This window comes from Streptomyces sp. NPDC059718, assembly GCF_042733315.1.
Classification (GTDB): domain Bacteria; phylum Actinomycetota; class Actinomycetes; order Streptomycetales; family Streptomycetaceae; genus Actinacidiphila.
Map to the genome: position 1 here is coordinate 174,504 of NZ_JBHWGA010000009.1, position 26,662 is coordinate 201,165.

The 26,662-nt window shown below is 74.3% G+C and carries 21 protein-coding genes; 13 read left to right on the forward strand and 8 right to left on the reverse strand.

Annotated features, from left to right (window positions below; translation table 11 throughout):
- Positions 1-12 precede the first annotated feature (12 nt).
- Both ACFV3E_RS13345 and ACFV3E_RS13350 read left to right on the forward strand, forming a co-directional pair.
- A complete protein-coding gene (locus ACFV3E_RS13345) occupies positions 13-735 on the forward strand; it encodes a hypothetical protein (RefSeq protein ID WP_500534807.1) in 723 nt (240 codons plus the stop codon).
- A 124-nt stretch (positions 736-859) separates the two neighbouring features.
- Complete coding sequence (locus ACFV3E_RS13350; protein WP_500534808.1) at positions 860-1,537, forward strand: alpha/beta fold hydrolase; 678 nt, start codon at positions 860-862, stop codon at positions 1,535-1,537.
- Positions 1,538-1,614: 77 nt separating this feature from the next.
- On the opposite strand, the gene ACFV3E_RS13355 is transcribed toward ACFV3E_RS13350, so the two are convergent.
- Positions 1,615-3,198, reverse strand: a complete 1,584-nt coding sequence (locus ACFV3E_RS13355; RefSeq protein ID WP_500534809.1) for an alkaline phosphatase D family protein — start codon at positions 3,196-3,198, stop codon at positions 1,615-1,617.
- 281 nt (positions 3,199-3,479) lie between these two features.
- Here ACFV3E_RS13355 and ACFV3E_RS13360 point away from each other — a divergent pair, with 281 nt between their 5' ends.
- From ACFV3E_RS13360 to ACFV3E_RS13370, 3 genes are all read left to right on the forward strand, one after another.
- Positions 3,480-5,318 (forward strand): HSP90 family protein, encoded by a 1,839-nt coding sequence (locus ACFV3E_RS13360; protein ID WP_500534860.1) that lies wholly within the window; start codon positions 3,480-3,482, stop codon positions 5,316-5,318.
- Positions 5,315-8,302: an ATP-binding protein gene (locus ACFV3E_RS13365; RefSeq protein ID WP_500534810.1), complete on the forward strand. Its 2,988-nt coding sequence runs from the start codon at positions 5,315-5,317 to the stop codon at positions 8,300-8,302. Before ACFV3E_RS13360 ends, ACFV3E_RS13365 begins: the two co-directional genes overlap by 4 nt.
- A 99-nt stretch (positions 8,303-8,401) precedes the next feature.
- Complete coding sequence (locus ACFV3E_RS13370) at positions 8,402-10,243, forward strand: glycoside hydrolase family 15 protein (RefSeq protein ID WP_500534811.1); 1,842 nt, start codon at positions 8,402-8,404, stop codon at positions 10,241-10,243.
- On the opposite strand, the gene ACFV3E_RS13375 is transcribed toward ACFV3E_RS13370, so the two are convergent.
- The gene (locus ACFV3E_RS13375) at positions 10,240-11,001 is read right to left on the reverse strand and encodes an N-acetyltransferase (RefSeq protein ID WP_500534812.1); all 762 of its coding nucleotides are present in this window, start codon (positions 10,999-11,001) and stop codon (positions 10,240-10,242) included. The genes ACFV3E_RS13370 and ACFV3E_RS13375 overlap by 4 nt on opposite strands.
- A 50-nt stretch (positions 11,002-11,051) precedes the next feature.
- Positions 11,052-12,290, reverse strand: coding sequence for an MFS transporter (locus tag ACFV3E_RS13380; RefSeq protein ID WP_500534813.1), 1,239 nt, complete (start codon positions 12,288-12,290; stop codon positions 11,052-11,054).
- Between the two features lie 227 nt (positions 12,291-12,517).
- On the opposite strand from ACFV3E_RS13380, the gene ACFV3E_RS13385 reads away from it, so the two are divergent.
- Entirely contained in the window at positions 12,518-12,847 is a 330-nt protein-coding gene (locus ACFV3E_RS13385; protein ID WP_500534814.1) for a hypothetical protein, read from the forward strand.
- Between the two features lie 129 nt (positions 12,848-12,976).
- Here ACFV3E_RS13385 and ACFV3E_RS13390 read toward each other — a convergent pair whose 3' ends face one another.
- Positions 12,977-14,428: an NCS2 family permease gene (locus ACFV3E_RS13390; protein WP_500534815.1), complete on the reverse strand. Its 1,452-nt coding sequence runs from the start codon at positions 14,426-14,428 to the stop codon at positions 12,977-12,979.
- A 212-nt stretch (positions 14,429-14,640) separates the two neighbouring features.
- On the opposite strand from ACFV3E_RS13390, the gene sigJ reads away from it, so the two are divergent.
- Together sigJ and ACFV3E_RS13400 are read left to right on the forward strand one after the other, a co-directional pair.
- Complete coding sequence (gene sigJ, locus ACFV3E_RS13395; RefSeq protein ID WP_500534816.1) at positions 14,641-15,558, forward strand: RNA polymerase sigma factor SigJ; 918 nt, start codon at positions 14,641-14,643, stop codon at positions 15,556-15,558.
- Between the two features lie 200 nt (positions 15,559-15,758).
- On the forward strand, positions 15,759-17,600 hold the full coding sequence (locus ACFV3E_RS13400) for a tetratricopeptide repeat protein (protein WP_500534817.1): 1,842 nt from the start codon (positions 15,759-15,761) through the stop codon (positions 17,598-17,600).
- Positions 17,601-17,617: 17 nt separating this feature from the next.
- On the opposite strand, the gene ACFV3E_RS13405 is transcribed toward ACFV3E_RS13400, so the two are convergent.
- Positions 17,618-18,364 carry an SDR family oxidoreductase gene (locus ACFV3E_RS13405; protein ID WP_500534818.1) on the reverse strand — a complete coding sequence of 249 codons (747 nt, stop codon included), beginning with the start codon at positions 18,362-18,364 and terminating at the stop codon, positions 17,618-17,620.
- 260 nt (positions 18,365-18,624) lie between these two features.
- Here ACFV3E_RS13405 and ACFV3E_RS13410 point away from each other — a divergent pair, with 260 nt between their 5' ends.
- Positions 18,625-19,389 (forward strand): GntR family transcriptional regulator, encoded by a 765-nt coding sequence (locus tag ACFV3E_RS13410; RefSeq protein WP_500534819.1) that lies wholly within the window; start codon positions 18,625-18,627, stop codon positions 19,387-19,389.
- Between the two features lie 28 nt (positions 19,390-19,417).
- Here ACFV3E_RS13410 and ACFV3E_RS13415 read toward each other — a convergent pair whose 3' ends face one another.
- Positions 19,418-21,040 carry an alpha/beta hydrolase gene (locus ACFV3E_RS13415; protein ID WP_500534820.1) on the reverse strand — a complete coding sequence of 541 codons (1,623 nt, stop codon included), beginning with the start codon at positions 21,038-21,040 and terminating at the stop codon, positions 19,418-19,420.
- A gap of 211 nt (positions 21,041-21,251) precedes the next feature.
- Positions 21,252-22,409, reverse strand: coding sequence for an ROK family transcriptional regulator (locus ACFV3E_RS13420; protein ID WP_500534821.1), 1,158 nt, complete (start codon positions 22,407-22,409; stop codon positions 21,252-21,254).
- A gap of 128 nt (positions 22,410-22,537) precedes the next feature.
- Between ACFV3E_RS13420 and ACFV3E_RS13425 the strand changes: the two genes are divergently transcribed.
- From ACFV3E_RS13425 to ACFV3E_RS13440, 4 genes are all read left to right on the forward strand, one after another.
- On the forward strand, positions 22,538-22,984 hold the full coding sequence (locus ACFV3E_RS13425) for a hypothetical protein (protein ID WP_500534822.1): 447 nt from the start codon (positions 22,538-22,540) through the stop codon (positions 22,982-22,984).
- Between the two features lie 172 nt (positions 22,985-23,156).
- The gene (locus tag ACFV3E_RS13430; protein WP_500534823.1) at positions 23,157-24,500 is read left to right on the forward strand and encodes a glycoside hydrolase domain-containing protein; all 1,344 of its coding nucleotides are present in this window, start codon (positions 23,157-23,159) and stop codon (positions 24,498-24,500) included.
- Positions 24,501-24,598: 98 nt separating this feature from the next.
- On the forward strand, positions 24,599-25,249 hold the full coding sequence (ribB, locus tag ACFV3E_RS13435; protein WP_500534824.1) for a 3,4-dihydroxy-2-butanone-4-phosphate synthase: 651 nt from the start codon (positions 24,599-24,601) through the stop codon (positions 25,247-25,249).
- A 4-nt stretch (positions 25,250-25,253) separates the two neighbouring features.
- A complete protein-coding gene (locus ACFV3E_RS13440; protein ID WP_500534825.1) occupies positions 25,254-25,940 on the forward strand; it encodes an HAD family hydrolase in 687 nt (228 codons plus the stop codon).
- Between the two features lie 212 nt (positions 25,941-26,152).
- Here the strand turns inward: ACFV3E_RS13440 and mug are convergent, their stop codons facing one another.
- Positions 26,153-26,641 carry a G/U mismatch-specific DNA glycosylase gene (gene mug, locus ACFV3E_RS13445; protein ID WP_500370967.1) on the reverse strand — a complete coding sequence of 163 codons (489 nt, stop codon included), beginning with the start codon at positions 26,639-26,641 and terminating at the stop codon, positions 26,153-26,155.
- Positions 26,642-26,662 lie beyond the last annotated feature (21 nt).

Consider the following 26,662-nt stretch of genomic DNA (forward strand, 5'->3'; position numbering starts at 1 on the left):
GAGATGACGAAGATGAACGACCTGGTGGAATACGTCCTGCGGGCTCATGGCGGCCTTGGCCGATGGTCCGAGATCAGCACATTGAACGCGGATGTGCTGTTCGGCGGCCCGTTCTGGAACGTCAGGGGATTCTCGGAGAGGCCCTTCGGCGCGGAGCTGACGGTGGACACCCGACGTGAGCGGATCCGCTTCAGTCCCTGGGCGAACCCCGACCGGGACCTGACGTTCCACGCCGACGAGGACTCCGTGGAACTGCGGACACCCGACGGCAAGGTCCTCGAACGCCGCACCGGCGTCCGGTCCAGCTACGCGGGATACGACCTGTCGTCACCGTGGGAGCCGCTGCAGGTTGGCTATTTCATGGGGTACGCCATGTGGAACTACCTGACCACGCCGTTCCTCTTCACCCGTCCCGGCGTCGAATCCCGCGAAGTGGCGCCGTGGAGCGAGGGCGGCGAGGTGTGGCGCCGGCTGCGTGTCGCATTCCCCGAGGGCATCGCCACACATTGTGCAGAGCAGACCTTCTACTTCGGCGACGACGGCATGCTCCGCAGGCTCGATTACCACGTCGATGTCAACGTCGGCGTCTCCGTCGCTCATTACGTGAGCGACTACAAGGAGTTCGGCGGCCTCGTCTTCCCGACGCATCGACGTGTCCATCGGAGGAATCCGGACAATTCCGCGAGCGAGAACTGGTCCATCGAGATCGACGTGCGGGACATCAGGGTCGGCTGACCTGCCGTGCCCCAACGGGCAGTCTTTCCTTCCCTCGTGACGCAGAACGCCTCGATACAGGAACCGTACGATGCCGGGAAATGCCCCGGTCGTGGGCCGGCCCTTCACCATGAGAGGCACATGCATGACCACCATTCTGCTCGTTCACGGAGCGATCGCCGACGGGTCGTCCTGGGCGAAGGTCATTCCGATACTGCAGGCGGCGGGACACGAAACCGTCGCCGTCCAGCAGCCGCTGACCTCGATTCCCGAGGACGTCGCCAAGGTGCGCAGTGTGCTCGACGAACTCGACGGGCCCGTGGTCGTCGTGGGCCATTCCTTCGGTGGTGTCGTCATCACACAGGCAGCGCACGACGCCCCCCAGGTGAGTGCTCTGGTGTACGTCGCGGCGTTCGCTCCCGACGAGGGCGAGAGCGCGGCAACGCTGGGCGAGCCGTTCGGACAACTTCCCTCCGCGTCCCACTTCGAGGTGGACAAGCAGGGGCGCTTCACGCTTCCGCAGGAGCTGTTCCCGCAGTATTTCTGCCCCGACGTCGCACCGGAGGAGGCACGGGTACTGGCCGCCGTCCAGGGACCCAGCGACGTGGCCCGCTTCGGCTTCGTGTCGGGACCGCCGGCCTGGCGCGAGCACCCGTGCCACTACGTCGTCGCGGAGGACGACCAGATCATCCCGCCGGACCTGGAACGCTTCGTGGCCGAGCGCATGGGGGCCGCCACGGTGTCGGTGCCCGGCGCCGGCCATCTGGTCATGGTCTCCCAGCCGCGGGCCGTGGCGGATGTGATCCTGGCGGCCGCCCGCTGAGCACCGGACGGCCCGGCGGCGCGCGTTCGCGCCGCCGGGCCGTCGGCGCCTGTCGCGGCCCCCGCTGCCGTCCGGGGCTACTGCGCGACCAGACCCGCCCGGAGCACCTTCGTGAACAGCACCGAGCCGTCCTGCTCGCGCAGCCGCACCGTCATGTCCCCGGAGTGGCCGTCGATGTCGACCTGACCGAAGAACTGGTAGCCCTCGGCGGGCGAGACGTTCGAAGCCGTCGGGGCCTTCACGAAGACCCGCTCCGGGCCGAAGGTGCCGTCCAGCGCGCTGGCCGGGAAGGCACCCGCGTTCAGCGGACCGGAGACGAACTCCCAGAACGGCTCGAAGTCCGTGAACGCCGCGCGCGAGGGCTGGTAGTGCTGCGCCGAGGTGTGGTGGACGTCGGCGGTCAGCCACACCGTGCCCGTGATCCTGCGGTGCTTGACGAACCGCAGCAGTTCGGCGATCTGCAGCTCGCGGCCGAGCGGCGCACCGGGGTCGCCCTGCGCGACGGCCTCGATGTTCGGCCGGCCCTCCGTGGTGTCGGGCACCACCAGCCCGAGCGGCATGTCGGCGGCGATCACCTTCCACACCGCGCGCGACCGCGACAGCTCCCGCTTCAGCCACTCCAACTGCTCACGGCCGAGGATGCCCTGCGGGTCGTGGGCCTGGTCGTCGGGGGAGTTGGCGTTGCGGTACGTGCGCATGTCGAGGACGAAGACGTCCAGCAGAGGACCCTGCCGCAGCACCCGGTACACCCGGCCGGCGCCGTCCGGCCGCAACGAGGAGAGGGGGAAGTACTCGGCGAACGCCCGCCGCGCCCGGGCCGCGAGGACGTCCACGCTCTTCTCGGTGTAGCGCGGGTCCGAGGCGGCGATCACCTCGCCGGGGTACCAGTTGTTGCGGACCTCGTGGTCGTCCCACTGGATGACCGACGGCACCCGGGCGTTGAAGCGCCGCAGGTTCTCGTCGAGCAGGTTGTACCGGAAGTTGCCGCGGAACTCGGCCAGCGTCTCGGCGACCTTGGACTTCTCCGCCGTGGTGACGTTGCGGTAGGCGCTGCCGTCGGGGAGGGCCTGGGTCGCCGCGATCGGGCCGTCGGCGTAGATGTTGTCACCGCTGCACAGGAAGAAGTCCGGGTCCACCGCGCCCATCGCGTCGAAGATGCGGTAGCCGCCGATGTCGGGGTTGATGCCCCAGCCCTGCCCGGCCAGGTCGCCCGACCACACGAAGCGCACCCCGCCGTGCCGTACGTCCGGCGCCGTGCGGAAGGTGCCCGTGACCGGCGCGCCGGTGCGGCGCGGGTCGTCGGGGTCGGCCAGCAGCACCCGGTAGTGGACCTGCTCGCCGGACGGCAGGCCGTGCAGCCGGGTCACCCCGGTGAAGTCGGTGCCGGGGCCGACCACCGGGCCGTGGAAGCGCCGGGTGTGCCGGAACGACTCGGTCGCCGAGGTCTCCACCACCATCCGCGCCGGCCGGTCCGCGCGCACCCACACCAGGCCGCCCGACGCGGTCACGTCGCCGGTCTGCACCCCCGACGTCGCCGCCGGCCTCCCCGACAGGGCCAGCGCGGGCGCGGCCCCCGCGGGCACCAGCAGCGCCCCGGAGGCCGCCAGCCCGCCCCTCAGCACCGACCGCCGCCCGACCGTGCTCCCGGATCCGTCCGCCATCCTGACCTCCCACGTCGCAGCCGCGTACGCCGGAATGCGTCCGCACCACGTTCCTACGCGCGCCGCGTGCCGTCGATCCGAACGCCCAGTGAACAACCACCCCGCGCCGTACGGCGGCGCCCACCCCCTCCGCGCGCCCCCACGTGAGCCCCGTGCGAGGAAACCCCCTGGTAACCACGGGCTCCGCCGCCATACGATGTCCCGAATCCGGCGGCCGCGATCACCCGATCGCCCTACCCGCGCCCCGTCCTCCCTCCCGGGAATGCACCGGCGCTTCCATGATGACTGCAGATCAGACACCGCACGCCTTCCAGGTCGACCTGCGCGGCCTGGTGGACCTCCTCTCCCACCACCTCTACTCCAGCCCCAAGGTCTACCTGCGCGAACTGCTGCAGAACGGCGTCGACGCGATCACCGCCCGCCGGGCCGAACAGCCCGACGCCCCCGCCCGGGTGCACCTGCACGCCGAGGGCGGCCGGCTGCGCGTGACGGACACCGGCGTCGGCCTCACCGAGTCCGACGTGCACGACCTGCTCGCCACCATCGGCCGCAGTTCCAAGCGCGACGGGCTGGAGAGCGCCCGCTCGGAGTTCCTCGGCCAGTTCGGCATCGGGCTGCTCGCCTGCTTCGTCGTCGCAGCGGAGATCCGCGTCGTCAGCCGGTCCGCCCGTACCCCGGACGCCCCGCCCGTCGAGTGGACCGCCCGTGACGACGGCTCGTACACCGTCCGCACGCTGCCGCGGCAGGACCACCCCGAGCCCGGTACGACCGTCCACCTGAGCGCCCGGCCGGGCGCCGCGGAGTGGCTGGCCGAGGAGCGCGTGCTCGCCCTCGCCAAGGACTTCGGGTCCCTGCTGCCGTACGACGTGCGGGTCGGCGACACGCCCGTCACCGAGCGTCCGCCGGTCTGGGAGCGCCCGCACCCCGGGCAGGCGGCCCGCCGGGTCGCGCTCGCCCGGCACTGCCACGAGCAGTTCGGCTTCACGCCGCTCGACGTCATCGACCTCGACGTCCCCCTCGCGGGCGTGCGCGGCGTCGGCTACGTCCTGCCCGCCGCGGTCAGCCCCGCCCAGCGCGCCGGGCACCGCGTCCACCTCAAGGGCATGCTGCTCACCGACCGGGCCGACGAACTCCTGCCGGAGTGGGCCTTCTTCGTCCGCTGCGTGATCGACACCGACAGCCTGCGCCCCACCGCGTCCCGGGAGAGCCTGTACGCCGACGAGACGCTCGCCGCCGTCCGCGAGGCCCTCGGCGAACGCATCCGCGGCTGGCTGACCGAACTCGCCGCGGGCGACCGGGAACGGCTGGCCCAGTTCCTCGCCGTCCACCACCTCGGCGTCAAGTCGCTCGCCCGGCACGACGCCGGGATGCTCCGCACGATGCTGCCGTGGCTGCCGTTCGAGACCACCGACGGGCAGCTGTCGCTCGAGGAGTTCGCCCGCCGCCACCGGGTCGTCCACTTCACCCGCACCGTCGAGGAGTACCGGCAGGTCGCCGCGATCGCCTCCGCGCAGGGCATCGGCGTCGTCAACGGCGGTTACACCTACGACGCCGACCTGGTCGAGCTGCTGCCGACCGTGCGTCCCGGCACCGCCGTCGCCGAACTCGACGCGGACACCGTGACCGCGCACCTCGACCCCGTCGACCCCGCCGAGGAACTCGCCCTGTCCGGCTTCCTCGCCGCGGCCCGCGCCCGGCTCGACCCGCTCGGCTGCGACGTGTCGCTGCGCACCTTCCACCCCGTCACCGTCCCCGCCCTGCACCTGGACGACCGGGCCGCCCGCCACGAACGCGCCCGCGCCGAGGAGGAGGAGCAGGCCGACGAGCTGTGGGCGGGCATCCTCGGCTCCCTGCGCGGCGGCGCCCCGCGCGCCCGGCTCGTCCTGAACCACCTCAACCCGCTGGTCCGGCGGATCAGCGCCTTCACCGACCCCGAACTCGTCGGCACCGCCGCCGAGGCGCTGTACGGCCAGGCCCTGCTGATGGCCCAGCGCCCGCTGCGCCCCGCCGACTCCGCGCTCCTCAACCGCGCCTTCCTCGGCCTGCTGCAGTGGGCGGCGCAGACCGCGGACAGCCCCGCGGGCAAGCCCGCCGACGCCGAACAGGAGGACGGCCGATGAGCACCCAGGACCCGGCGGTCGAGACCGTACGCCGCGCCCTGCACCACAACCGGGAGGAGCCCGAGGGCCGCGCCCGCAACGCCGGCGCGGAGCGGCTCGTCGCCGAGGCCGAGGCCACCGGGGACACCCCGCTGCTCCTCGAGGCCCTGTTCAACCTCGCCAACGCGTACGCGTACAGCAGCGAGAAGGACAAGTTCTTCGTGCCCTTCGCCCGTCTGCTGCGCATGTGGGACGAGCGGCCCGGGGACTTCGACGGCGCGAACACCCACCACCTGCACTGGATCTTCAAGTGGGTGGCCAACGGCATGCTCGACCAGCCCGACGTCCCGCTCGCCTCCATCGAGAAGTGGCACCGCGAGATGGAGCACCGCTACCGCCTCGCCGGTCACTCCGAACGTGCCGTCCGCCAGGGCGAGTTCCGCATCGCCCGGCACCTCGGTGACACCGCCCGCGCCGAGGCCGCCCACGCCGCCTGGCTCGCCGCCGACCGCGACGGGATGGCCGACTGCCACGCCTGCGAACTCCATGGCCAGGGCAGCTGGCAGGTGGAACGCGGCCGTGACGGCGAGGCGCTGAGCACCTGGGAGCCGGTCCTGACGGGGCAGTACACCTGCGCCCACGAGCCGCACAACGTGCTGGCGTCCTCGCTGCTGCCGCTGGTCCGGCTCGGCCGGCTCGACGAGGCACGCGCCCACCACCTGCGCGGCCACCGCCTGGTGCGCTCCATGGAGAGCATGCGCGGCGCGGTCTCCTCCCACGTCGAGTTCTGCGCCCTGACCGGCAACGAGGCACGGGCCCTGGAGATCCTCGCCGAGCACCCCGCGTACTTCACCGACACCGGCGACCCCGACACGCTCATGGACCACCTGGTCGTCACCGCGGTCCTGATGCGCCGCCTGCTCGCCCTCGGCCACGCCGACGGCGGCGTCCCCGGCCCGGCCGGCACCGAGTGGACCGCCCGCACGCTGCTCGCCCACGCCGAGCGCGAGGCCGCCGCCGTCGCCGCGCGCTTCGACGCCCGCAACGCCAACGACGCCGTCAGCCGCCGCATGCGCGAGCGCCTCGGCGCCGGGCCCCTCGTGGAGCGGCTCCCGCTGGGCGTCCGGGCCCGGCAGCGCCTGACCGCGGCCGCCCGTCCGCAGCCCGCACCGGCCGCCGGAGCGGCCGCCGTGCCCGCGGGCGCGGCGGACGTCCCCGCACTGCTCGCCGAGGCCCGCAGGCTCAGCGCCGCCCAGCACCCCGACGCGGGCGCCGCATGGGCCGCCGCGGGCCGTGCCGCGGACAGCACCGGCACCGCCCTGGACGACCCGGCCCGCGCCGAGATCGCCGACCACGCCGGCATCGACGCCTTCGCCGACCCCGGCAGCGCCGTACCGCTCTTCGACACCGCCGCCGACCTGTTCGAGGCGGCCGGCAAGCCCGGCGAGGCCGCGGCCTGCCGTGCCCGCGCCGCCTACGCGGTGGCCGTCGCGGAACAAAGTGCCCGGGCCCTGACCGCGCTCGACGCGGCCGTCGACGCACTGCGCGAGCTGCACGGCACCGGCCGGGCCACCGCCCGCCAGCTCACCGGGGCCTGGCTGGCCCGGTTCCACCTCCGGCCGCCCGGCGCCGAGGGCGAGGCGGAACTGCTGCGGATCATCGCCTTCGCCGAGGAGCACCGCGACGAGGACCGGATGGCCGGACGGCTGGCCGACGCGATCGCGCTGCACGCCCGCCACACCGCCGCGCGCGGCGACGTCGCGACCTCCGCCGAACTCTTCGCGCGGGCCGCCCGTCTCCACCACGAGGCCGGAACCCCGTGGCACGCCGCCGAACCCGAGGCGCTCCTCGCCGACCTCTCCCTCCAGCGGGACGACCACACCACCGCGGAGCGGTCCGCCCGCGCCGCGCTGGAGGACGGCGCCGCGGCCCTGGGCCCCGTGCACCGGGCCCACCTGCACACCGTGCTCGCCGCCGCGCTCGCCGCCCGCGGCGCCGACGCCGAGGCCGCCGACCACGCCCTGGAGGGCGCCCACTGGGCCGACGAGGGCGACATGTCCGAGGAGCTCGGCGCCTGGGCACGGCTCGTGCTCGGCGGGGCGCTGCTGCGCCAGGACAGGTCCGCCGAGGCCGCCACCGTCCTGGAGACCGCCCTGCCCGACCTGGTGCGCGCCCACCACGACGGGCGCGTCGTCCAGGCCCGCTGGTGGCTGGGGGACGCGCTGCGTGACCTGGACGAGCCGCGCGCCGCAGCCGAGCAGTTCCTGCTCGCCGCGGAGATCGCGCAGGGCTGGGAGGAGCAGCAGGACCACGCCGTCCTCGCGAACCTCGCCGCCGACTCCCTGGAACGGGCCGGCCTGGCCGGCGAGGCCGGCGAGGCGTACACCCGCGCCGGTGAGCTCTGGCGTGCCCTGGAGCGTCCCGTCCCCCTCGTCCGCTCGCTGCGCGCCCGGGCCTGGCTCGCCCTCCACGACGGCCAGGGCGGTCTCGCCGCGGGCCGCTCGGTGATGGCCGAGGCCGTCGCGGTGGCCGAGGAGGCGCTGGCCGCGGCGACGGCGGCCGGTGACGGGGACGCCGCGGCGCACCTGCGCGCCGAACTGGCGGGGACCCACCGGCAGACCGGCGAACTGGTCGTCCGCTCCTGCCCCGGCGAGCCCGGCGAGGACGACACGGACGGCTCGGCGCGCGCCGCGTACGAGGAGGGCCTGGCCTGCGCCGAACGCGCGATCGCGGTCTTCGAACCGGGTCCCGCGCGCAGCGCGGCCCAGCTGATGGCCGCCTGGCTCGAGGCCGATCTGGGACGGCGCACCGCGGCCGCGGAGCGGGCCCGGGCCGTGATCGCCCTGTACGGGGGCGAGGAAGGCGGTCAGGAGGACGAGGTCGCCGAGCAGCGGCGGGCCGAGGCGCGCTCCGTCCTCGAATACGTCGGCGAGCGGTCCGCCGGACCGGAGGAGGCCCAGGGCGGGCAGGCGCAGGGCGGGCAGGCACCGGCCGGGCAGGCGTAGGCCCGGCCGCCGGCACGGTCCCGACCGAGAAGGAGCAGGCCGCGGAGGGTTAGTCTGAATGGTGGCTTTTGCCGTTTCCCGGCACGCGAGGAGGCCACCGTGACAGCCGAAGCCCTCCGGTCCGATTTCGCACCGGCCGACGGCCGCTACCTGCCGATCGCCGCCCACGGGCTCATCGGCGACCTGCGCAGCGCCGCGCTCGTCGGCACGAACGGCACCATCGACTGGTACTGCTCCGGGCGCTTCGACGCCCCCAGCATCTTCGCCTCGATCCTCGACGCCGACCGGGGCGGCAGCTTCGAGCTGGCCGCGGACGTGCCCGCGCGCACCAAGCAGTTCTACTTCCCCGACACCAACGTGCTGATCACCCGGTTCTTCGCCGAGGACGGCATGGGCGAGGTGCAGGACTTCATGCCGGTGGTCGACGACTCCCACGAGGCCGACCGCCACCGACTGATCCGCCGCGTGGTCTGCGTGCGGGGCGTGCTGCCGTTCCGGATGCGGGCGGCGCCGCGCTTCGACTACGGCAGCGTGCCGCACACCGTCCACATGAACGGGATGCAGGCGCTCTTCGCCACCCCCGCCCAGACCGTCGCCCTCACCTGCTCGGTGCCGCTGGAGAACGACGGCCGGGACGTGTGGGCCCAGTTCAAGCTCTCCGAGGGCGAGGCCGCCGTCTTCGCACTGGACCAGGTCGGCGACGGTGTCGGCCCCCGCGGCTGCCCGCTGACCGAGGCGGAGGACCAGTTCGAGAAGACCGTGCGCTACTGGCGGCACTGGCTCTCCCAGTCGAAGTACCGCGGACGCTGGCGCGAGATGGTGCACCGGTCCGCGCTGACCCTGAAGCTGCTCACCTACGCGCCGACCGGCGCCATCATCGCCGCGCCCACCACCAGCCTCCCCGAGCGCATCGGCGGGGAGCGCAACTGGGACTACCGCTACGTCTGGATCCGCGACGCGGCCTTCTGCGTCTACGCGCTGCTCCGGCTGGGCTTCACCGACGAGGCCGAGGCCTTCATGAACTTCCTGTCGGACCGCATCTGCATGGGGGGACCCCGCTGCACCGCCGGCCCGCTGCAGATCATGTACGGCATCGACGGCCGCTCCGAGCTGCCCGAACGGGAGCTGGACCACCTGGAGGGGTACGCGGGTTCCGCACCGGTCCGGGTGGGCAACAACGCCGTCCACCAACTCCAGCTGGACATCTACGGCGAGCTCATCGACTCCCTCTACCTGTACGACAAGTGGGGCAAGCCGATCTCCAGCAGCCACTGGGACACCGTCTGCGAACTCGTGGACTGGGTCTGCGACAACTGGGACCAGCCCGACGAGGGCATCTGGGAGACCCGCGGCGGCCGCAAGAACTTCCTGTACTCCCGCGTGATGTGCTGGGTGGCGATCGAGCGCGGCATCCGCATGGCGAACCACCGCGGCCTGCCCGCCAACCGGGAGCGCTGGTACGGCGCCCGCGACGCCATCTACCGGCGGATCATGAGGAACGGCTGGTCGCAGGCGCGCGGCGCGTTCACCCAGAGCGAGGGCGAGGACGTGCTGGACGCGTCGGTGCTGATGATGCCGCTGTCCAAGTTCATCTCGCCGACCGACCCCAAGTGGCTCTCGACGCTCGACGCCCTCGGCAAGGACCTGGTCTCCGACTCCCTGGTCTACCGCTACGACCCCCTGTCGAGCCCGGACGGCCTGCCCGGCGACGAGGGCACCTTCTCCATCTGCTCCTTCTGGTACGTCGAGGCCCTCACCCGCGCCGGGCGCGAGGACGAGGCGCGCCTGGCCTTCGAGAAGATGCTCACGTACGGCAACCACCTCGGCCTGTACGCCGAGGAGATCGACCGCGCCGGCGAACTGCGCGGCAACTTCCCGCAGGCCTTCACGCACCTGGCCCTGATCAGCGCCGCCTTCAACCTGGACCGGGCGCTGGGCTAGACCCGTTCCGTTCCGTGCCGGACCCACACGTTGGGCTCCACGTACACGGCGTGGTCGTGCGCGGTGTCGCAGTGCACGGGCACCAGGGCGCCGGGCACCTCGACGGCGCCGTCGCGGTCGAAGGGGAGCCCCGTCCAGCGCCGCCACTGGGCCAGCGTCCCGCTGACCGTCATGGAGGCCGGCGCGACCTTCACGACGACGCCGCCCGCCCTGACGTGCACCCGCAGCCAGGGGTCCTCGGGGAGCCCGTCCTCACGCAGCAGGCCGACGTACTCGGTCATGGGGAGCCGCGGACGCAGGTGCTTGGCCGTGGGCCGGACCGGGGCGAGCAGCGCGTCGTGGCCCAGGTCCCGCGCGGTGTCGCGCAGCGCGGCCACCATGCGGTGCGACAGGCCGCGTCCCAGGTACCCGGTGTCGATGGTGATCTCCAGCGCGCTGACGGCCGTCGCCGGACTCCCGTCCCGCAGGTCGGTGTACGCCCACACCAGGACGCGGTCCCAGCCTTGGTCGGGCGTCTCCTCGCGGCCCTCGCGGGAGGCGTCGAAGGGGACGGCGAACCCGCGCGCCACGACGCGGTCGCCGTCGGTGGCGACGACGCAAGTCCGCGGGAAGTCCTCGGCCACCCGGTGCAACAGGGCCCCGGCGACCGGGTCCTGGGGGACGAAGGCCGGCCAGTTCTCGGTGATCTCCCACAGCCGGGGGGCCAGGGCGGGGCGCTCGGCGAGCGGGGTGATGCGGAGGGTGCCGGTGTCGTTCACGAGGCCGCACCCTGCCAGACGCGCCACCGCCGCGGCATCCCGATTTCCCCTCAGGCCGCCCGGCCCACGTCCGAGCGGGCCACGTCCGAGCGGGCCACGACGGCGGCGGCGGCGCGGCGGCCGACCGCCACGGCGCCCCGGCCCCAGGTCCCGGAACCGGCGCTCCGGGCCACCGCGGTGAGCGGTACGGCGGCGAGCAGCAGCAGGCAGCCCAGGACGGCGCCCATCACCGGGAAGCCCAGCCGGGCGCCGAGCAGTGCGCCGGCCAGCGGTCCGCAGGCCACCCCGAGCGAGGACGCGGAACCGGCGTACACCGCCCAGCGGCCGCGCGGGTCGAGCGTGGCGGCCAGGCCGATCAGGTACGAGAGCACCACCGGGTAGACGGTGTTCCACAGCACCTCGCCGACCGCGAAGGCGACCGCGCCGCGTGCCGAGGCGCTGACCGCCACGCACACGGCGATCACGACCGTGCCCAGGCCGACGGGCACCGCGCGCCCGAGGCGGGTACCGAGGGCCCCCGCGGCCACGACGCCGAGCAGCCCGCCGCCGAGGGCGACCGCGAACACCATGCCCACCGCGGCCTCCGACAGGCCCACGCGGTCCAGCCCGATGCGTCCGCTCACCCCCCACAGCGCGTTCTGCGCCAGTGACCAGCACAGCATCGACGCCGCGAGCACGATCCCGGCGACCGGGTGCGGCAGCGGCAGCCCGGTGTGCCGGGCCGCGGCCGTGGTCCGCGGGCACGGCCGCGCGGGCAGCCGCCGGGTCAGCGGGAGGACGAGGAGGGCGGTCGCGGCGATGGCCGCGAACGGCAGGGCGTGGCCCCCGCCGAGCCGCGGCAGGACGAGGTAGAGCACCCCGGCCGCCGCCGAGGTGGTCAGCAGCGCGAGCACCGTGACCCGGTGGGGCTCCCGTTCACCGGCGATGCCGACGGCGGCCACCGCGGTCGACGTACCGGATCCGACGCCGCCGGCGACGCAGCCGAGGACCACCAGGGGCAGGTGGCCGGTGGCCGCGGCCGTCGTGAAGCCGCCCGCGATCAGCAGCAGACCGTACCGGGCCAGCCGCGCCCGGCCGATCCGGTCGACCCGCGAGGCCAGCGTGAACCCGGCGCAGGCCGAGCCGAGCAGCAGTGTGCTGCCGACCGCCCCGGCCTGGGAACCGCTCAGGCCGAGACCGGTGGTGAGACGGCCGACGACGGTCGGCATGAGGTACGGCGCGAGGTAGCCGGCGCAGAAGAGCGCGACGAGTGGCAGCAGGGCGCGCGAGGGCGCGGTCCGCGAAGACATGGGCGTTCCTGGGTGAGGGACGGCCGAAGGCACGGCGAGCAGGTGGGGGTAGTGCGCCTATCGACGGACAGGAACGCGCGGAACCATGTGTATCAAGCAACGAGGCTCGGCGATAAGGGGGTATTCCCCCACTCAAACCCGCTGTTGCCGAATCGAGATCAAACGCTCGCGCGGAGCACACGTACACAGCTCCCGATGTCGCCCGCCGACAGGCGGCACCGCTCGGTGTGGCCCTCGACGGCGCGGAAGCCCTCCGGGCGCCCGCCGGCGCGCAGGCGCCGGCGCTGGGCCGGCGGGCGGCGGTCACCACCGTGATCGGCTTCGTCTGCTGGTACGCGGGCGTCCAGCGGATCGGCGCCGAGCGGGCCACGCTCTTCTCCGGGCTGATCCCGGTCTCCGCCGCGCCGACCGAGCCGCTCTCCGGCGTCGGCACGTACGGCACCGGGCAGCCGGCCGGCAGCCTGCTGCTCGCGGGCGGGGTGGCGCTCGGCGCTGGCGTGCGCCACGTCACACCCGGGGATCCGGAACGGGCGGGAACTCCCGCCCTGCGCCGGTAGTTCGACAGGTACGGGCCGCGCGCGGAGCGCCGGTCCGGCCAGCGGCCCCGACCGGGGGCCCCCGTCCCGGTCGGGGTCTTCATCGTGGGGCCGCGGGAGGCCTTCTCGGCCCCCGCGGCCCACCGGGCCCTACTTGACCCCGAGCAACTGTTCGAGCGGGTCGATCGCGAAGTAGACGACGAAGAGCGCCGACACCGCCCACAGCAGCCAGTGCACCTGACGGGCCTTGCCCAGCACGGCCTTGAGCAGCACGAAGGCGATGAACCCGGCACCGATGCCGTTGGTGATCGAGTACGTGAAGGGCATCACGGCGATCGTCAGGAAGGCCGGGATGGCGATCTCGAAGTCGTCCCAGCCGATGTTCTTGACCTGGGTCATCATCAGGAAGCCGACCGCGACCAGCGCCGGCGCCGCCGCCTGGAGCGGCACGATCGTCAGCAGCGGGCTCAGGAAGAGCGCCACCGCGAACAGGCCGCCGGTGACCAGGTTGGCGAAGCCCGTACGCGCCCCCTCGCCGACCCCCGCCGCCGACTCGATGTAGGCCGTGTTCGACGACGCGGAGGCCGCGCCGCCCGCGACCGCCGCCGCACCGTCGATGAGCAGGACCCGGCCCAGGTTCGGGACCTTGCCCTCCTGGTCCAGCAGGCCCGCCTCGGCCGTGATGCCGACGACGGTGCCCATGGTGTCGAAGAAGTCCGACAGGATGAGGGTGAAGACCAGCAGCACCACCGTGATGAAGCTGACCTCGGCGAAGGCGCCGAAGAGGCTGAAGTGCCCCAGCAGCCCGAAGTCCGGTGCGGCGAACACGTCGTCGGGCACCTTGGGCGTGGTCAGCCCCCAGCTCTTCACGTCCGCGACGGCGTCGACCACGATCGCCAGCACCGTCATGGCGACGATGCTGATCAGGATCGCGCCCTTCACCTTCCGGGCCAGCAGGGCGATCGTCAGCAGCACGCCCAGGCAGAAGACGAGCACCGGCCAGCCCGACAACGCCCCGCTGCCGCCCAGCTGCACGGGGACCGTGGTGTTCGCGGCGTCCGGGATGCGGCTGACGAAGCCGGCGTCCACGAAGCCGATGAAGGCGATGAACAGGCCGATGCCCACGCTGATCGCCTGTTTCAACGGCTGGGGTATCGCGTGCATCACCGCCTCGCGGAGCCCGGTCACCACCAGGACGCAGATGACCAGGCCCTCGATGACGATCAGGCCCATCGCGTCGTCCCAGCTCATCATGGGCGCGATCTGGAAGGCGACCACCGCGTTGAGGCCGAGGCCCGCCGCGATGGCCAGCGGCAGGTTGCCGCCGACGCCCATGACGACGGTCATGACCGCCGCCACCAGCGCGGTGGCGGTGACCAGTTGACCGGTCGACAGGACGTGGCCGAACTTGTCCTTCGCGCTCCCCAGGATGATCGGGTTCAGCACGAGGATGTAGGCCATCGTGAAGAACGTGGCGAAACCGCCGCGGACTTCGCGGCCGAAGGTCGACCCGCGCTCCGCGATGCGGAAGTAGCGGTCCAGTGCGTTCTGCGGTGGTGGTGGCGGAGAGCCCTTCGCCACGTCGGTGGCCTGAGCGGACATGGTGCTCCTCGGGGTGGGTACGGCAACCGGGCAAACCTGCTGGAGGCTGGGGGGATTGTGTACGCCGGAACGCCCGCTCGGGTTTTGAATCCGTTTCCTTGTGTTAACGAATCGGCACCGCTCGGCGCCCCACCCGGACTCCGGCGTCGAAACCGGTGCGCAGCGGCGTCCCGCCTGGACATGCCCGCCCGCCGTCCGGTGGGATGGGGACCGTGGGCGACCAGGACAGCGCGGCGGAGGTCTTCGAGCGGCACCGGCCCCTGCTCACGGGGGTCGCGTACCGCATGCTCGGCCGCTTCGCCGACGCCGAGGACGTCGTGCAGGAGACCTGGCCGCGCTGGGCCGCCGCAGACCGTGCGACCGTACGCGACCCGCGGGCCTTCCTGGTGACCGCCACGACCCGGCTCGCCATCGACCGCCTGCGGCACCTGCGGTCGCGCCGCGAGTCCTACCCCGGTCCCTGGCTCCCCGAGCCCGTCGCCACCGACTTCGAGCACACCGTGCCCGACGCCGCCGAACGCGTCGTCCTCGCCGAGTCCGTCTCGCTCGCCGTCCTCGTCCTGCTGGAGTCGCTCTCCCCGCTGGAGCGCGCCGTGTTCGTGCTGCGCGAGGCCTTCGCGTTCCCCTACGCGCAGATCGCCGCGGTCCTCGACAGGACCGAGCCCGCGGTACGCCAGCTCGCCGGCCGCGCCCGCCGCCACGTCGAGGACAAGCGCCCCCGCTACGACGCCGACCCCGCCGAGACCGCCCGGGTCACCGAGCGCTTCCTCGCCGCCGCGGTGGGCGGCGACCTCCAGGGGCTGCTCGCCCTGCTCGCCCCCGAGGTGCGCCTCCTCGGCGACGGCGGCGGCGTGCAACGCGCCCCGCTCCGGGTCATCGAGACCGCCGGCAAGGTCGGCCGCTTCCTGCACGCCATCGCGCCCACCCCGATCGCCGAACCCGCCTTCGCCTTCCGCGAGGTGAACGGCGTCCCGTCGATCGTCGTCACCTCGCGCGGCCGCCCCCACACGGTGTTCAGCCTGGAGGTCACCGACGGCCTCGTCTCCACGGTCTACCTCCTCACCAACCCCGGCAAGCTCACCGGTGTCGCCACCCAGGCCCCCGCCCTCCGCGACACGGGCACGGCCTGACCGCCGTGGCGCACGGGACGGCCGTCCTCCTCCCGCGGCCCTCCGTGAGCGGGAGCAGAAAGTAATGCGGGGGTCCAGAGCGTCAGGCCCACCTCCCCACGGACTTCCCGCCGAGGCACTCCGACAGGCGGTTCAACGCCGTCGGTTAAGGTGCCCCCGGGGGCGGGGGCACCACGAGCGACGCGAGGCGGGGAGCGGCTGTGCACGATCATCAGGAGGGCCACGAGGGCGGGGCGCGCCTGGAGGCGGAGGGCGAAGTGGCCACGGCGCGCATCGCGCTGGCCGGGGGCGACCTCGAGCACGCCGCCCGGCACCTGGAGGACGCGCTGGCGCGTGACCCCGCACTCCCCGAGACCCACGAGGCCATGGCCGAGTTCGCCGCGCGCGTCGGGGGCGCGGAGGCGGCGCTGACGTACTTCGCCCCCGAGGAGCGGGCGTTCATCGGCACCGTGGCCGCGCGCGGCCACCTCTGCGCGGTCGCGGGCCACTGGGACGAGGCCGTCGGCCTGCTCGCCCAGTGCGCCGGGCACGAGCCGCAGCGGCCCTGGCTGGACGTGGCGTGGCTGCGCCGCCCCGACATCGCGGAGCTCGTCGCGCCGGACACGGTGGCCCGGGCGGCCGCGCGCGTCGCGCCGCAACTGCCCGACCCGGTGGAGGAGGAGCGGCGCGGCCCGCTGCTGCCGCTGCTCGACCTGGTCCGCGCGAGCGCCGCGCGCCACCCCGACCACACGATGCTGCTCTGGTGCGGTTCCACGCTCGCCCGCCGCATGGGCGGCTCCGAAGAGGCCGTGGGCTGGGCACGGCGCTCGTACGAGCTCGAACCCTCCCACCCCGCCGCGGTGATGCTCGGCTACGCCCTGCGCAGCGCCGGCCGCCCCGAGGAGGCGCTGGAGGTCTGGCAGCGCGAGATCGCCCGCGACCCCTCCGACCTCGACCTGTACGTCGACGTCGCCGAGTTGCTGGGGTCGCTCGGCCGTCCCGCCGAGGGCGTGGCGTGGGCCGAGCGGGCGCTGGCCGCCGACCCCGCGCACCCCAAGGCGGGACCCGCGGCGCACGCGCTGCGCCACGCGGTCCAGCCGGACCTGCGGCACCTGGTGGCCCTCGCCGACCATCTGCGGGCCGAACCCGGACACGGCTACGCCGCGGACCTGCTCGCCCGGCTGAGCCAGGGGACGCCGTGGCTGAACTGGATACCCGGCGGCAACGAGGCCGTGGTCAGCCTGCTGCACCAGGCGCTCGGGCAGTCCGTGCCCGCGGACGCCGGACTGACGCTCACCGTCTCCGCCCTGGAACCGCCGAGCGCGCTGCTCGCGCTGCGCGCCGCCTACCCGAACGCGGTCACCGAGATCCAGTCCGTGCCCGAGCCGGACCTGCGGACCGCCCCGCGCCCCGTAGAGGTCGCGCTCTGGGCCTACGAGGGCACGACCGCGCGGCCCGCCGTCCGTCCGCCCTCCCCGGAGGCGGCAGAAGCGGTGCGCCGCCTGGCCTGGCACGGCTGGCCGCACCTGGTCGCCGCCTACGACGACGCGGTGGCGCTCTCCGGGCTCGACCCCGAGGACCTGCTCGGCGTGCTCGTCCATCCGCCGGCCCCGCGCGAGGACGAGCTGGGCCGCGCACTCGCCGCCCAGGCCCCCGACCTGTGGATACGGTGCGTGCAGGTGTGGGCGTGCCTGGGCCTGGCGCACCACCGCAGCGACGAGCCCTGGGCCGTCTCCCGGCGCCGTGCGCTCCTCGTGGACGTGCTGGACAACGCCGAGGACTGGGTGTGCGAGGCGGCCGCGCTCGCGATCGTCGCGACCGCCTGGACCGACCCCGCCGTGCGCAAGGACGCGGCCGAACTCGTCGGCCGCCGCCTGCTGGACGCCCTGGAGGCGAGGCGGACCCGGGTCGTCACCCTGGCCTGGTCGCTGTGCCACCTCGCCCTCGCCACCCCGGAGCTGATCCCGCAGGTCGCCGCTCTCGCCACCGACGTGCTGCGCACGATCGACGCCGAGGACGACGGCGGGGCCGCCGAGACCGGGGAGGCGGCCGGCCGGGAGTAGCGGGCGGCGTCGCCCGCTTACAGGCCGCCGGCGACGCGCAGCACCGCGCCCGTGGTGTACGAGGCGTCCGGCGACATCAGCCACGCCACCGCGCCGGCGACCTCGTCCGGCTCACCGGGCCGCCGCATGGGCACGCGGTCCGGATTGCGCCAGGGCCGCTCGGGGTCGCCCATCGCGGCGTGGATGTCGGTCACGATCATGCCGGGCTGCACGGAGTTGACGCGCACGCCGTCCGGGGCGAGCTCCTTGGCGAGGCCCACGGTCAGCGCGTCGACCGCCGCCTTGCTGGCGGCGTAGTGCACGTACTCCCCGGGGCCGCCGAGCGTCGCGGCACCGGAGGAGACGTTGACGATCGCGCCGCCCTGGCCGCCGTACCGGGTGGACATCCCCAGCGCCGCGCGGCGGGCGCACATGATCGCGCCCATCACGTTGACGTCGATCACCCGGCGCATGACCTCGACCGGGGTCTCGGTGAACCGGCCCAGCGGCCCGGTGACGCCCGCGTTGTTGACCAGGCCGGTCACCGCGCCGAGCTGTTCGCCCACGGTGTCGAAGAGCGTGTCCACCTGTCCGGCGTCGCTGGTGTCGACGCGCACCACGACGCAGCGGGCGCCCGCGTCGCGGACCTTGCGGGCGACGTCCTCGGCGGCGCCGGCGTCCTTCTCGTAACCGATGCCGACGGCGTGCCCCTCGCGGGCCAGCCGCAGGGCGACCGCCGCGCCGATGCCGCGGCCGCCTCCGGTGACCACCGTGACCGGACCCATGCCAGCTCCCTCATTCGACGTGATCACGAACGCTACCAGCGCGCGAACGCCCCATGACGGGCCCGTGGCGGGCGCGAACACCTCGTGAACAGCGCCCGGCCGTGCCCGCCGGACGCGGCCGGGCCCCTGAGCATTGGTCTTGACCAAGTCGGAGGGCAGCTCTATCGTCGCCTAGTAGTGCAAGAACCTTTAATAAAGAGCCGTTCGGAAACAAGGCTGAACAAACCCCGGACGGCGTCAGGCCGATTGCGGAGGACAGGGTGGGGACCACGCAGCTCGAGAACGTGCCGGAGCCCAAGTACTGGCACCTCAAGACCGTCCTCATCGACGCCCTCGACTCCGAGTTCGCGGTCGGTGAGATCCTGCCCAACGAGCGTGAGCTCGCCGCCCGTTTCGGTGTCGCCCGGGCGACCCTGCGCCAGGCCCTGGAGCAGTTGGAGCTGGAGGGCCGCCTGCAGCGCCGCCGCGGTGTCGGCACCACGGTCGCCCCGCCGCGCGTGGGCGTCTCGGTCGGCCCGTCGAGCGGCAGCTGGCCCGGCGCCGCGGGTGACGCGTGGCGGACCGTGGGGTGCGTCGAGGCCGTCGCCCCCGCAGCGGTCGCCGTCGTGCTCGGCACCGACGCCGACGAGGCGGTGCACACCGTCCGACGGGTCCGCGCGATGGGCGGCCAGTCCGTCGCCACCGAACTGCTCTACGTCCCCCGGGCCTCCGTCCCCGGCCTCGCCGGCGACCTGACGCCGGCCGGCCACGCCCCCGCCGTCCTGCGGGAGTTGCACGGCCTCGGGCTCGACGGCGACGACCGGGCCGTGGAGCTGGGCTCGGCCCGAGCCGAGGACGCCAAGCAGCTCGACCGGCTGCCCGGCGCCCCCGTGCTGGTCGTCACCACCCGTTACTTCAGCGGGGGGCGCGTCGCGGCCGTCGCCGTCGCCACCTACCGCGCCGACACCTGCCGGCTGACCTTCGGCGACAGCGGCGCGATGGAGATCACCCACCACGGCCAGGAGCGGCACGCCGCCGCGTCGTGAACCCGGCTCCGCCGTCCGTCCCGCCCGGTCAGTAGAAGCGGCCCGTGTTGGCGTCCTCGGCGCCATCACGGCCGGAGGGTACGGGCAGCGGGTGCCCGGAGCAGCGGACGTCCCGGTCCCCGGTGGCGCCGGAGACCAGGTAGCGGTCGACGCGCGCGGTGACGCACTCGTTCCAGAAGCTGATCAGGCCGTGGGAGCCCCGCCCCTCCTCGGTGATCATCCGGGAGCCCGGCAGCCTGCGGTGCAGCTCGACCGCGCCCTCGTACGGAGTGGCCGCGTCCCGCTCCGACTGGACGATCAGCACCGGCGGCAGCCCCGACCCGGGGCGCGCCCCGACGTCCACCGCCCGCCCGCCCTGGACCGGCCACGAGGCGCAGGGCAGGTTCAGCCAGGCGTTCGCCCAGGTCTCGAAGGGACGCTGGCGCGCGATCCGTGAGTTGTCGCGGTCCCACACGCTCCAGTCGCGCGGCCACGCCCCGTCCGAGCACTCCACCGCGAGGTAGACCGCCTCGCTGTTCTCCTCGTCCTTGGCCTGCCCGGGGTCCGGGGCGGCCGCGGTGACGAGCGGGTCGTCGTCGCCGCGCAGGTAGCGCGAGAGCAGATGGGCGAAGGAGGCCCAGCGCTGGTCGTAGTAGGCGGCCTGCACCGCCGCCGAGTGCAGTTCGCCCGCGCCCACCTTGCCGGCCGGGCGCTTGCCGAGCATCCGCATCGCCCGGTCGAAGCCCGCCTGCACGCGCCCGGGTGTCGCGCCGAGGCCGTACACGCGGTCGTGCCCGGCGGCCCAGGCGCGCCAGTCCGCCCAGCGGCGCTCGAAGGCCACGTCCTGCGCGAGGTTGGCGCCGTACCAGACACCGCGCGGGTCGGGGTTGACGACGCTGTCCACGACCATGCGGCGCACGTGCGAGGGGAAGAGGGTGGCGTACACCGCGCCCAGATACGTCCCGTAGGAGACGCCGTAGTAGTTGAGGCGCGGCTCGCCCAGGGCGGCGCGGATGACGTCGAGGTCCCGTGCCAGGTCCGCGGTGCGCATGTTCCGCAGCAGCGCGCCGCCCCGCGCACCGCAGTTCTCGGCCGTGCGCCGGGCCTCCGTGCGCTCGGCGGCCTTCACCGCGGCGGTGGGCACCCGCGGATCGGGGCCGGGGGAGCGCTGGTAGCCGGCCGGGTCCTGGCAGGACAGCGGCGCGGAGTGGCCGACCCCGCGGGGGTCGAAGCCCACCAGGTCGTACGTCCTGGCCGCGGTCTCCCAGACCTTGCGGGTGACCGCGCCCACGCCGGGCCGGCCCACCGCGGGGAACCACAGCCCCGACGACCCGGGGCCGCCCGGGTTGAACACCAGGGCACCCTGCCGCACCGAGGCGGGGCCCGCCGCGCGCAAGCGGCTCACCAGCAGGCCGATCGTCGCGCCGCCCGGCTCCGCGTAGTCCACGGGCACCCGGACGGTGCCGCACTGCACGGGCGCCTTGAGCCCGCTGTCCGCCGGGCACGCCCCGAAGACGATCCCGGTGGCCCCGGCCGCCCGGGCCGCGACCGTGGCCCCCGCCATCCGCAGCCGCTCGGCGACCAGGGGATCCGGGGAGTGCCCGGCGGCCGGGGCGGTCGCCGCGCCGGCCGCCAGCACCAAGGACACTGCCAGGACCACTGCTCGCCGCACGAGGGACGCCCTTTCGCCGGCCGCGCCCGCCGGCGCGGCACGCTCGCCGATGCGACGGATCGTCGGCTGGTCGGACAAAGGGGCCAAGCAGGCAGGCCGGTGAGCCGCGGAATTTCGCCCGTATTGCCCTGGCCGGTGGTTCACGTGGTCGGAGGTGGGGCCGGCCGGTGGTGGTGAGGTCGGGCGGTGCGGCCCGGCGCGCGCCGCGCGTTCAGCGGCCGAGCAGCGAGGTCCTGGCCACCGCGAACAGCTGCTCCTCGACGTGGTCCAGCGCGAGCCGCAGTGCCCCCGTGGCCACCGCCTCGTGCCCCAGCGCCGACAGCGCCACCTCCGGCGGCCGCAGGCAGTAGCGCGCCAACTCCGTGCGCAGCGGCTCCAGTACGCCGTCGAGTCCGGCCGCCCAGCCGCCGATCACCACCAGTTCCGGGTCTATCGCCTGCACCAGCGCCGCCACGTCGTGCACCAGGCGCTGCAGGAACCGGTCGAAGGCCTCCCGCGCCTGGACGTCGCCCGACCTCGCGAGCGCGAACACCTCGGCCACCGCGGACTCGTCCAGCGGGTGCAGCGGTGTCCCCGTCGTGGACAGCAGCCGTTCCGGCCGGGCCTCCCGGCCCAGCAGGTGCAGCGCCCCGATCTCGCCCGCCGCACCGCCGAAGCCGCGGTGCAGCCGGCCCCCGATCAGCGACCCGGCTCCGGGGCTCAGCCCCGCCAGCACGAACACCACGTCGTCGGTGCCGACCGCCGCGCCCTTCCAGTGCTCGGCGACGGCGGCGGCGTTCGCGTCGTTCTCCACCAGGACGGGGCAGCGGAACGACCGGCGCAGCCGCTCGCCCAGCGGCAGGCCCGTCCAGCCGGGCAGCGCCGTGCTCAGCCGGACCGCGCCGTCGGTCTCCACGATCCCCGGGCTGCCCACGCCGACCGCCCACAGGGTGCTGCGGGCCACGCCGGCCTTGCGCAGCAGCTCGGCGACGGTGCCGCGGACCCGCTCCAGGCGCTCATCGGCGGGCAACGTGTCGGCGACGTCGTGCGCCAGCGACCCCAGGACGCGGCCGCTGAGGTCCGACAGCAGCGTCCGGATCTCCCGGGCCCCGATCTCCACGCCCAGCAGGTGCCCCGCTTCCGCGTGGAAGCGGAACCTGCGCGCGGGACGGCCCTGCTTGCGCGCGTCACCGGGCTCCTGCGGCGCCTCCACCACCAGGCCCGACTCCGTCAGGCCCTCGATCACGCCCTCGACGGTCGGCCGTGACAGCCCCGTCGTCTGCACCAGTTCGGTCAGGCTCACGGCGGGCTCGCCGCGCAGCGCATGGAGCACCACCGCGGAATTGATCCGCCGGAGCAGGGACGGGTCCCCGCCGGTGAGCCGCCCCAACGTACGTCCTCCCAGCTTGCGCGCGTGTTGGCCGGATCGTACCCGTCCCGGCGGCCCGCGGCGAGTAGCTCCGGCACAGGGTTACTGACTCGATGTCAAGTGTCACAGGCGCGGGGTTTACTGGAGCCATGGACCTGCCCGGCCACGTGGCCATCGTCGACGCGCTGCGCGCCCGCCCCTTCCCGGCGCGGCGCGAGCGTTGCGGCGCGGTCGACAGCGGTCCCGGCCACCACATAACGGACCTCAGGATCAGTGCGGACTTCTGGGACGCGGACGGTGACCCCGGGTACAGAGGGCAGGTCGAGGACGACATGGAGGCCGAGTGCCAGGCCCTGGTGGAGGTGTTCACGGAGCGCTGGGGCGTGCCGGAGACGGTCGACCTCGCCGCCCACCTCGAACGCTCCTTCCACGGTGAGCCGGTTCCGCCGCCGCTGGACACGCTGTGCGGCTACGCCTCCGAGGCATGGGCCTGGCGCGTCGGGGACCGCTGGATAGGGGTGTGCGTCGGCCAGGCGGACCCGGAGCTGCCCTTCCAGCTCGTCGCCGCCGTCGGCGACGCCGCGGCCGTACCGTGACCGCGTCGCACTCCTCGACGCGGTAGCCGCACGCCCACTACCCTTTGTCCGCAACGGCCTGATGTGTCGTCATGTGCGACGACTCCCGCACCGGGGCCCGGCACACACGGCGCGGACGGCTGATCCAGTGATTCCGGCGCCATGGCGCCGTGCCGTACCCGGGGGGCCCGTCATGCCGAACCCGCACCTCCTCCACCGCGCCGCGCGAAGACTCCTCGCCGCCGCCTCCACCCTGCTCCTGGGCGGCGCCACCGCCCTCGTCCTCGCCCCCGCGGCCTCCGCCGAGCCCGCCACCCCGGCCGGCTACCCCGCGGGGGCGAGCGCCACCCGCCACTCCGGGCTCGCCTTCGACACGTGCACCGCGCCGCCGCTCACCACGATCCAGGCGTGGAACGCCTCCCCGTACCGCGCGCTCGGCGTGTACATATCGGGCGTCAACCGCACCTGCGCCCAGCCGCAGCTCACCGCTTCCTGGGTGACCTCCGTCGCCCGGCTCAAGTGGCGCCTGCTGCCCATACACAAGGGCCTGCAGCCGCCCTGCGGCGCCCGGCCCGGCGACGCCAAGATCAGCACCACCGCCGGCTCCGCGCGGACCCAGGGCACCAGGGCGGCCGGCGAGGCCGTCGCCGCGGCCAAGGCCCTCGGCATGCAGCCCGGCAGCGCCCTCTACAACGACATCGAGAACTACGCCCAGAACGACGCCGCCTGCCGCACCGGCGTCCTCAGCTACCTGTCGGCATGGACGAAGGAACTGCACCGGCTGGGCTACGTCTCCGGCGTGTACATGAACCTCAACCTCGGCGCCAAGCAGCTCGCCGACGTCTACACCTCGGCCTCCTACGCCCGCCCCGACGCCCTGTGGATCGCCCGCTACGACGGCGCCGACACCCTCAAGGGCTGGACCGGCGTCCCCGACGCCAAGTGGCCCGTCCACCAGCGCGTGAAGCAGTACCGCGGCAGCCACGACGAGACCTACGGCGGCGTCACCGTGAACATCGACAACGACCGGCTCGACGCGCCCGTCGCCACCGTCGCCCTCGGCTACACGGTGACGAGCTCCACCGCCCTCAAGGCCCGCAGCGGCCCCTCGACGACCTATCCCGTCGTCACCACCCGTGCCCCCGGCTCCGCCCTGCGCGTCGTCTGCCAGGCCCCGGGCCTGAAGGTGGGCACCACCTCCGTGTGGGACAAGCTCACCGACGGCACCTACGTCAGCGACCACTACGTCAGCACCCCCTCGGCCACGGGCTACAGCGGCCCCCTGCCCCGCTGCGTCCTGCCCTACCAGGTCACCGCGCCCGGCGGCCTCACCGAACGCAGTGGCCCCGGCACCTCCTACGCCGCCAAGGGCACCTCCCCGAACGGCGCCCTGGCCTGGGTCGTCTGCCAGAAGTCCGGCTCCAAGGTCGGCGCCACCAGGATCTGGAACCGCCTCGACAACGGCCGCTACGTCTCCGACCACTACGTCGCCACGCCCGGCACGACGGGATACAGCAAGCCGATCCCGCGCTGTTGAGCGGGGAAAGCCCGTTCGGCGTACGGGCTTCTCAAGCTCCCCCGTTCGGTCACCGATGCATCCCGCAGGAAGCGTTACTGCGAGGAGAGGTTGGATCTGTGACGTCAGCATCGGCGCCGCGCTCGGCTGCGGGCCTGGACACGGTGGCGACCGCCGTCGGCGACCTGCGGGCCGGACGGCCCGTCATCGTGGTCGACGACGAGGACCGCGAGAACGAGGGCGACCTGGTCATGGCGGCCGAGTTCGCCACCGCGGAGACCTTGGGGTTCTTCGTCCGCTGGACCAGCGGCCTGATCTGCGCGCCCTTGGCGCCGGAGATCGCCGACCGCCTGGAACTGCCGCTGATGGTCCAGCCCGGCCCCGGCCTCGACACGGCGGCGTACACCGTCTCCGTGGACGCGGTCGGCGTCGGCTCCGGGATCTCCGCCGCGGACCGGGCACGGACGGTACGGACGCTGGCCGGCCGGACGACCCGGCCCGACGAGCTGCACCGCCCCGGGCACGTCTTCCCGCTGCGCGCCCGCTCCGGGGGGATCGCCGAGCGGCGCGGGCACACCGAGGCCACCGTCGACCTGCTGCGCCTGGCCGGGTTGCCGCCGGTCGGAGTGATCAGCGAGGTCTGCGAGGACGACGGTTCGGTCGCCCGCTTCGACCGGCTCCGGGCCTTCGCCGACCGGCACGGCCTGGCGCTCATCTCGATCGAGCAGTTGTCGAACGGACCGCGCCTCGCGGACCCCGCGACGGTGTGACCGGATGAGCCGTGCGACGATCTTCGACCTGGACGACACGCTGGTCGACAGCGCGGACGCGTGGGTCCGTGTCTGCGCCGCCTTCGCCGCCCGCCACGGTCACCGCTGGCGGGCGCAGGACACCTCCGCCCTGCACGGCAACGGCGGCTGGGCGGCGTACGTCGCCGGACTGTGCGGTGGCACGGCGAGCCCCGTCGAGGTGGTCCAGGCCTGCACCACCGCGGCGACCGGCGAGGTGGCCGCGGGCCGGGTCCGGGCGCTGCCCGGCGCGGTGGACCTGGTCCTCGAAGCCGGACGGCACGGCCCCGTAGGCCTGGCCACGGCCAGCCCGCGCCGCTTCGTCCTGGCGGTCCTCGACGGGCTGGGCCTGACGGGACGGCTCAGCGCCGTCGTGTGCGGGGAGGACGTGGCCCGGGGCAAACCCGCGCCCGACCCCTACCTGCGCGCGGCGGCCGAGATCGGCGTGCCGCCGTCCGGCTGCCTGGCCGTCGAGGACTCCCCGAACGGCATCCGCTCGGCGACCGCGGCCGGCATGCGCGTCCTCGCCGTCCCCCGGGGCGGCATGCCGCTGCCGCCCGACGTCGCCCACCTGCCCGCCGCCCAGGCCCCCACGACCGCCGCCGCCCTCCCCCTCCTGACCCGGCTGCTCGCCCCACGCCCCGGCCCCCTGGTGCCCGGGGTCACCTCGTGAGCGGCGTCCGGGGCCGGGCGGGCGGTCATGGCTCGTGAGGCCCGCGGCCGGGACGAGGCGTACGCGACGGGCGGGCTCGCCGGGGACCTTCGGGTCCCCGGCGGGCCGTGCGGATCCGGCCGGGCACCCAGGAGCCGTCGAGGACCGCCGGCAGCCGCGGACGCCGGCCGCACCCGGCCCTCGGCGCTATCGGGAGTTCGCCGGCGCGAGGATCATTCCTGCGACGCGTCGCGGAGGCGGCCGTATTCCTCCGTCATGGCCTGGGTCGACCAACCGGCGTTCAGGCCGCTGGGGTTGGGCAGGGCCCAGATCCGGGTGCCGCCGATCGTGCGTTCCTGGGGGCCGATGCGGGCGCGGGGCTCGGCGAAGGCGACGCGGTAGGCGGTGACGCCCACGACGGCGAGCCAGCGCGGCTCGTACCGCAGGACCCGCTCCGTCAGCAGCCGCCCGCCCTCCAGCAGTTCGTCACGGGTCAGTTCGTCGGCCCGGGCGGAGGCGCGCGCGACGACGTTGGTGATCCCCAGCCCGTACGCCGGGAGTTCGCCCTGCTCCGCGGGGTCGAGCCGGCGCGGGGTGAAGCCGCAGGCGTGCAGCACGGGCCAGAAGCGGTTGCCGGGGCGGGCGAAGTGGTGACCGGTGGCGGCCGACATCAGCCCGGGGTTGATGCCGCAGAAGAGCACCCGCAGGCCGCCGGCGATCACGTCGGGGATGACGCGGTCGCG

Excerpts from the sequence above, each read along its gene's own strand:
- ACFV3E_RS13345 (WP_500534807.1), top strand. The coding sequence starts at position 13 with ATGAACGACCTGGTGGAATACGTCCTGCGGGCTCATGGCGGCCTTGGC.
- ACFV3E_RS13350 (WP_500534808.1), top strand. The coding sequence starts at position 860 with ATGACCACCATTCTGCTCGTTCACGGAGCGATCGCCGACGGGTCGTCC.
- ACFV3E_RS13355 (WP_500534809.1), bottom strand. The coding sequence starts at position 3,198 with ATGGCGGACGGATCCGGGAGCACGGTCGGGCGGCGGTCGGTGCTGAGG.
- ACFV3E_RS13360 (WP_500534860.1), top strand. The coding sequence starts at position 3,480 with ATGACTGCAGATCAGACACCGCACGCCTTCCAGGTCGACCTGCGCGGC.
- ACFV3E_RS13365 (WP_500534810.1), top strand. The coding sequence starts at position 5,315 with ATGAGCACCCAGGACCCGGCGGTCGAGACCGTACGCCGCGCCCTGCAC.
- ACFV3E_RS13380 (WP_500534813.1), bottom strand. The coding sequence starts at position 12,290 with ATGTCTTCGCGGACCGCGCCCTCGCGCGCCCTGCTGCCACTCGTCGCG.
- ACFV3E_RS13390 (WP_500534815.1), bottom strand. The coding sequence starts at position 14,428 with ATGTCCGCTCAGGCCACCGACGTGGCGAAGGGCTCTCCGCCACCACCA.
- ACFV3E_RS13405 (WP_500534818.1), bottom strand. The coding sequence starts at position 18,364 with ATGGGTCCGGTCACGGTGGTCACCGGAGGCGGCCGCGGCATCGGCGCG.
- ACFV3E_RS13425 (WP_500534822.1), top strand. The coding sequence starts at position 22,538 with ATGGACCTGCCCGGCCACGTGGCCATCGTCGACGCGCTGCGCGCCCGC.
- ACFV3E_RS13430 (WP_500534823.1), top strand. The coding sequence starts at position 23,157 with ATGCCGAACCCGCACCTCCTCCACCGCGCCGCGCGAAGACTCCTCGCC.
- ACFV3E_RS13440 (WP_500534825.1), top strand. The coding sequence starts at position 25,254 with ATGAGCCGTGCGACGATCTTCGACCTGGACGACACGCTGGTCGACAGC.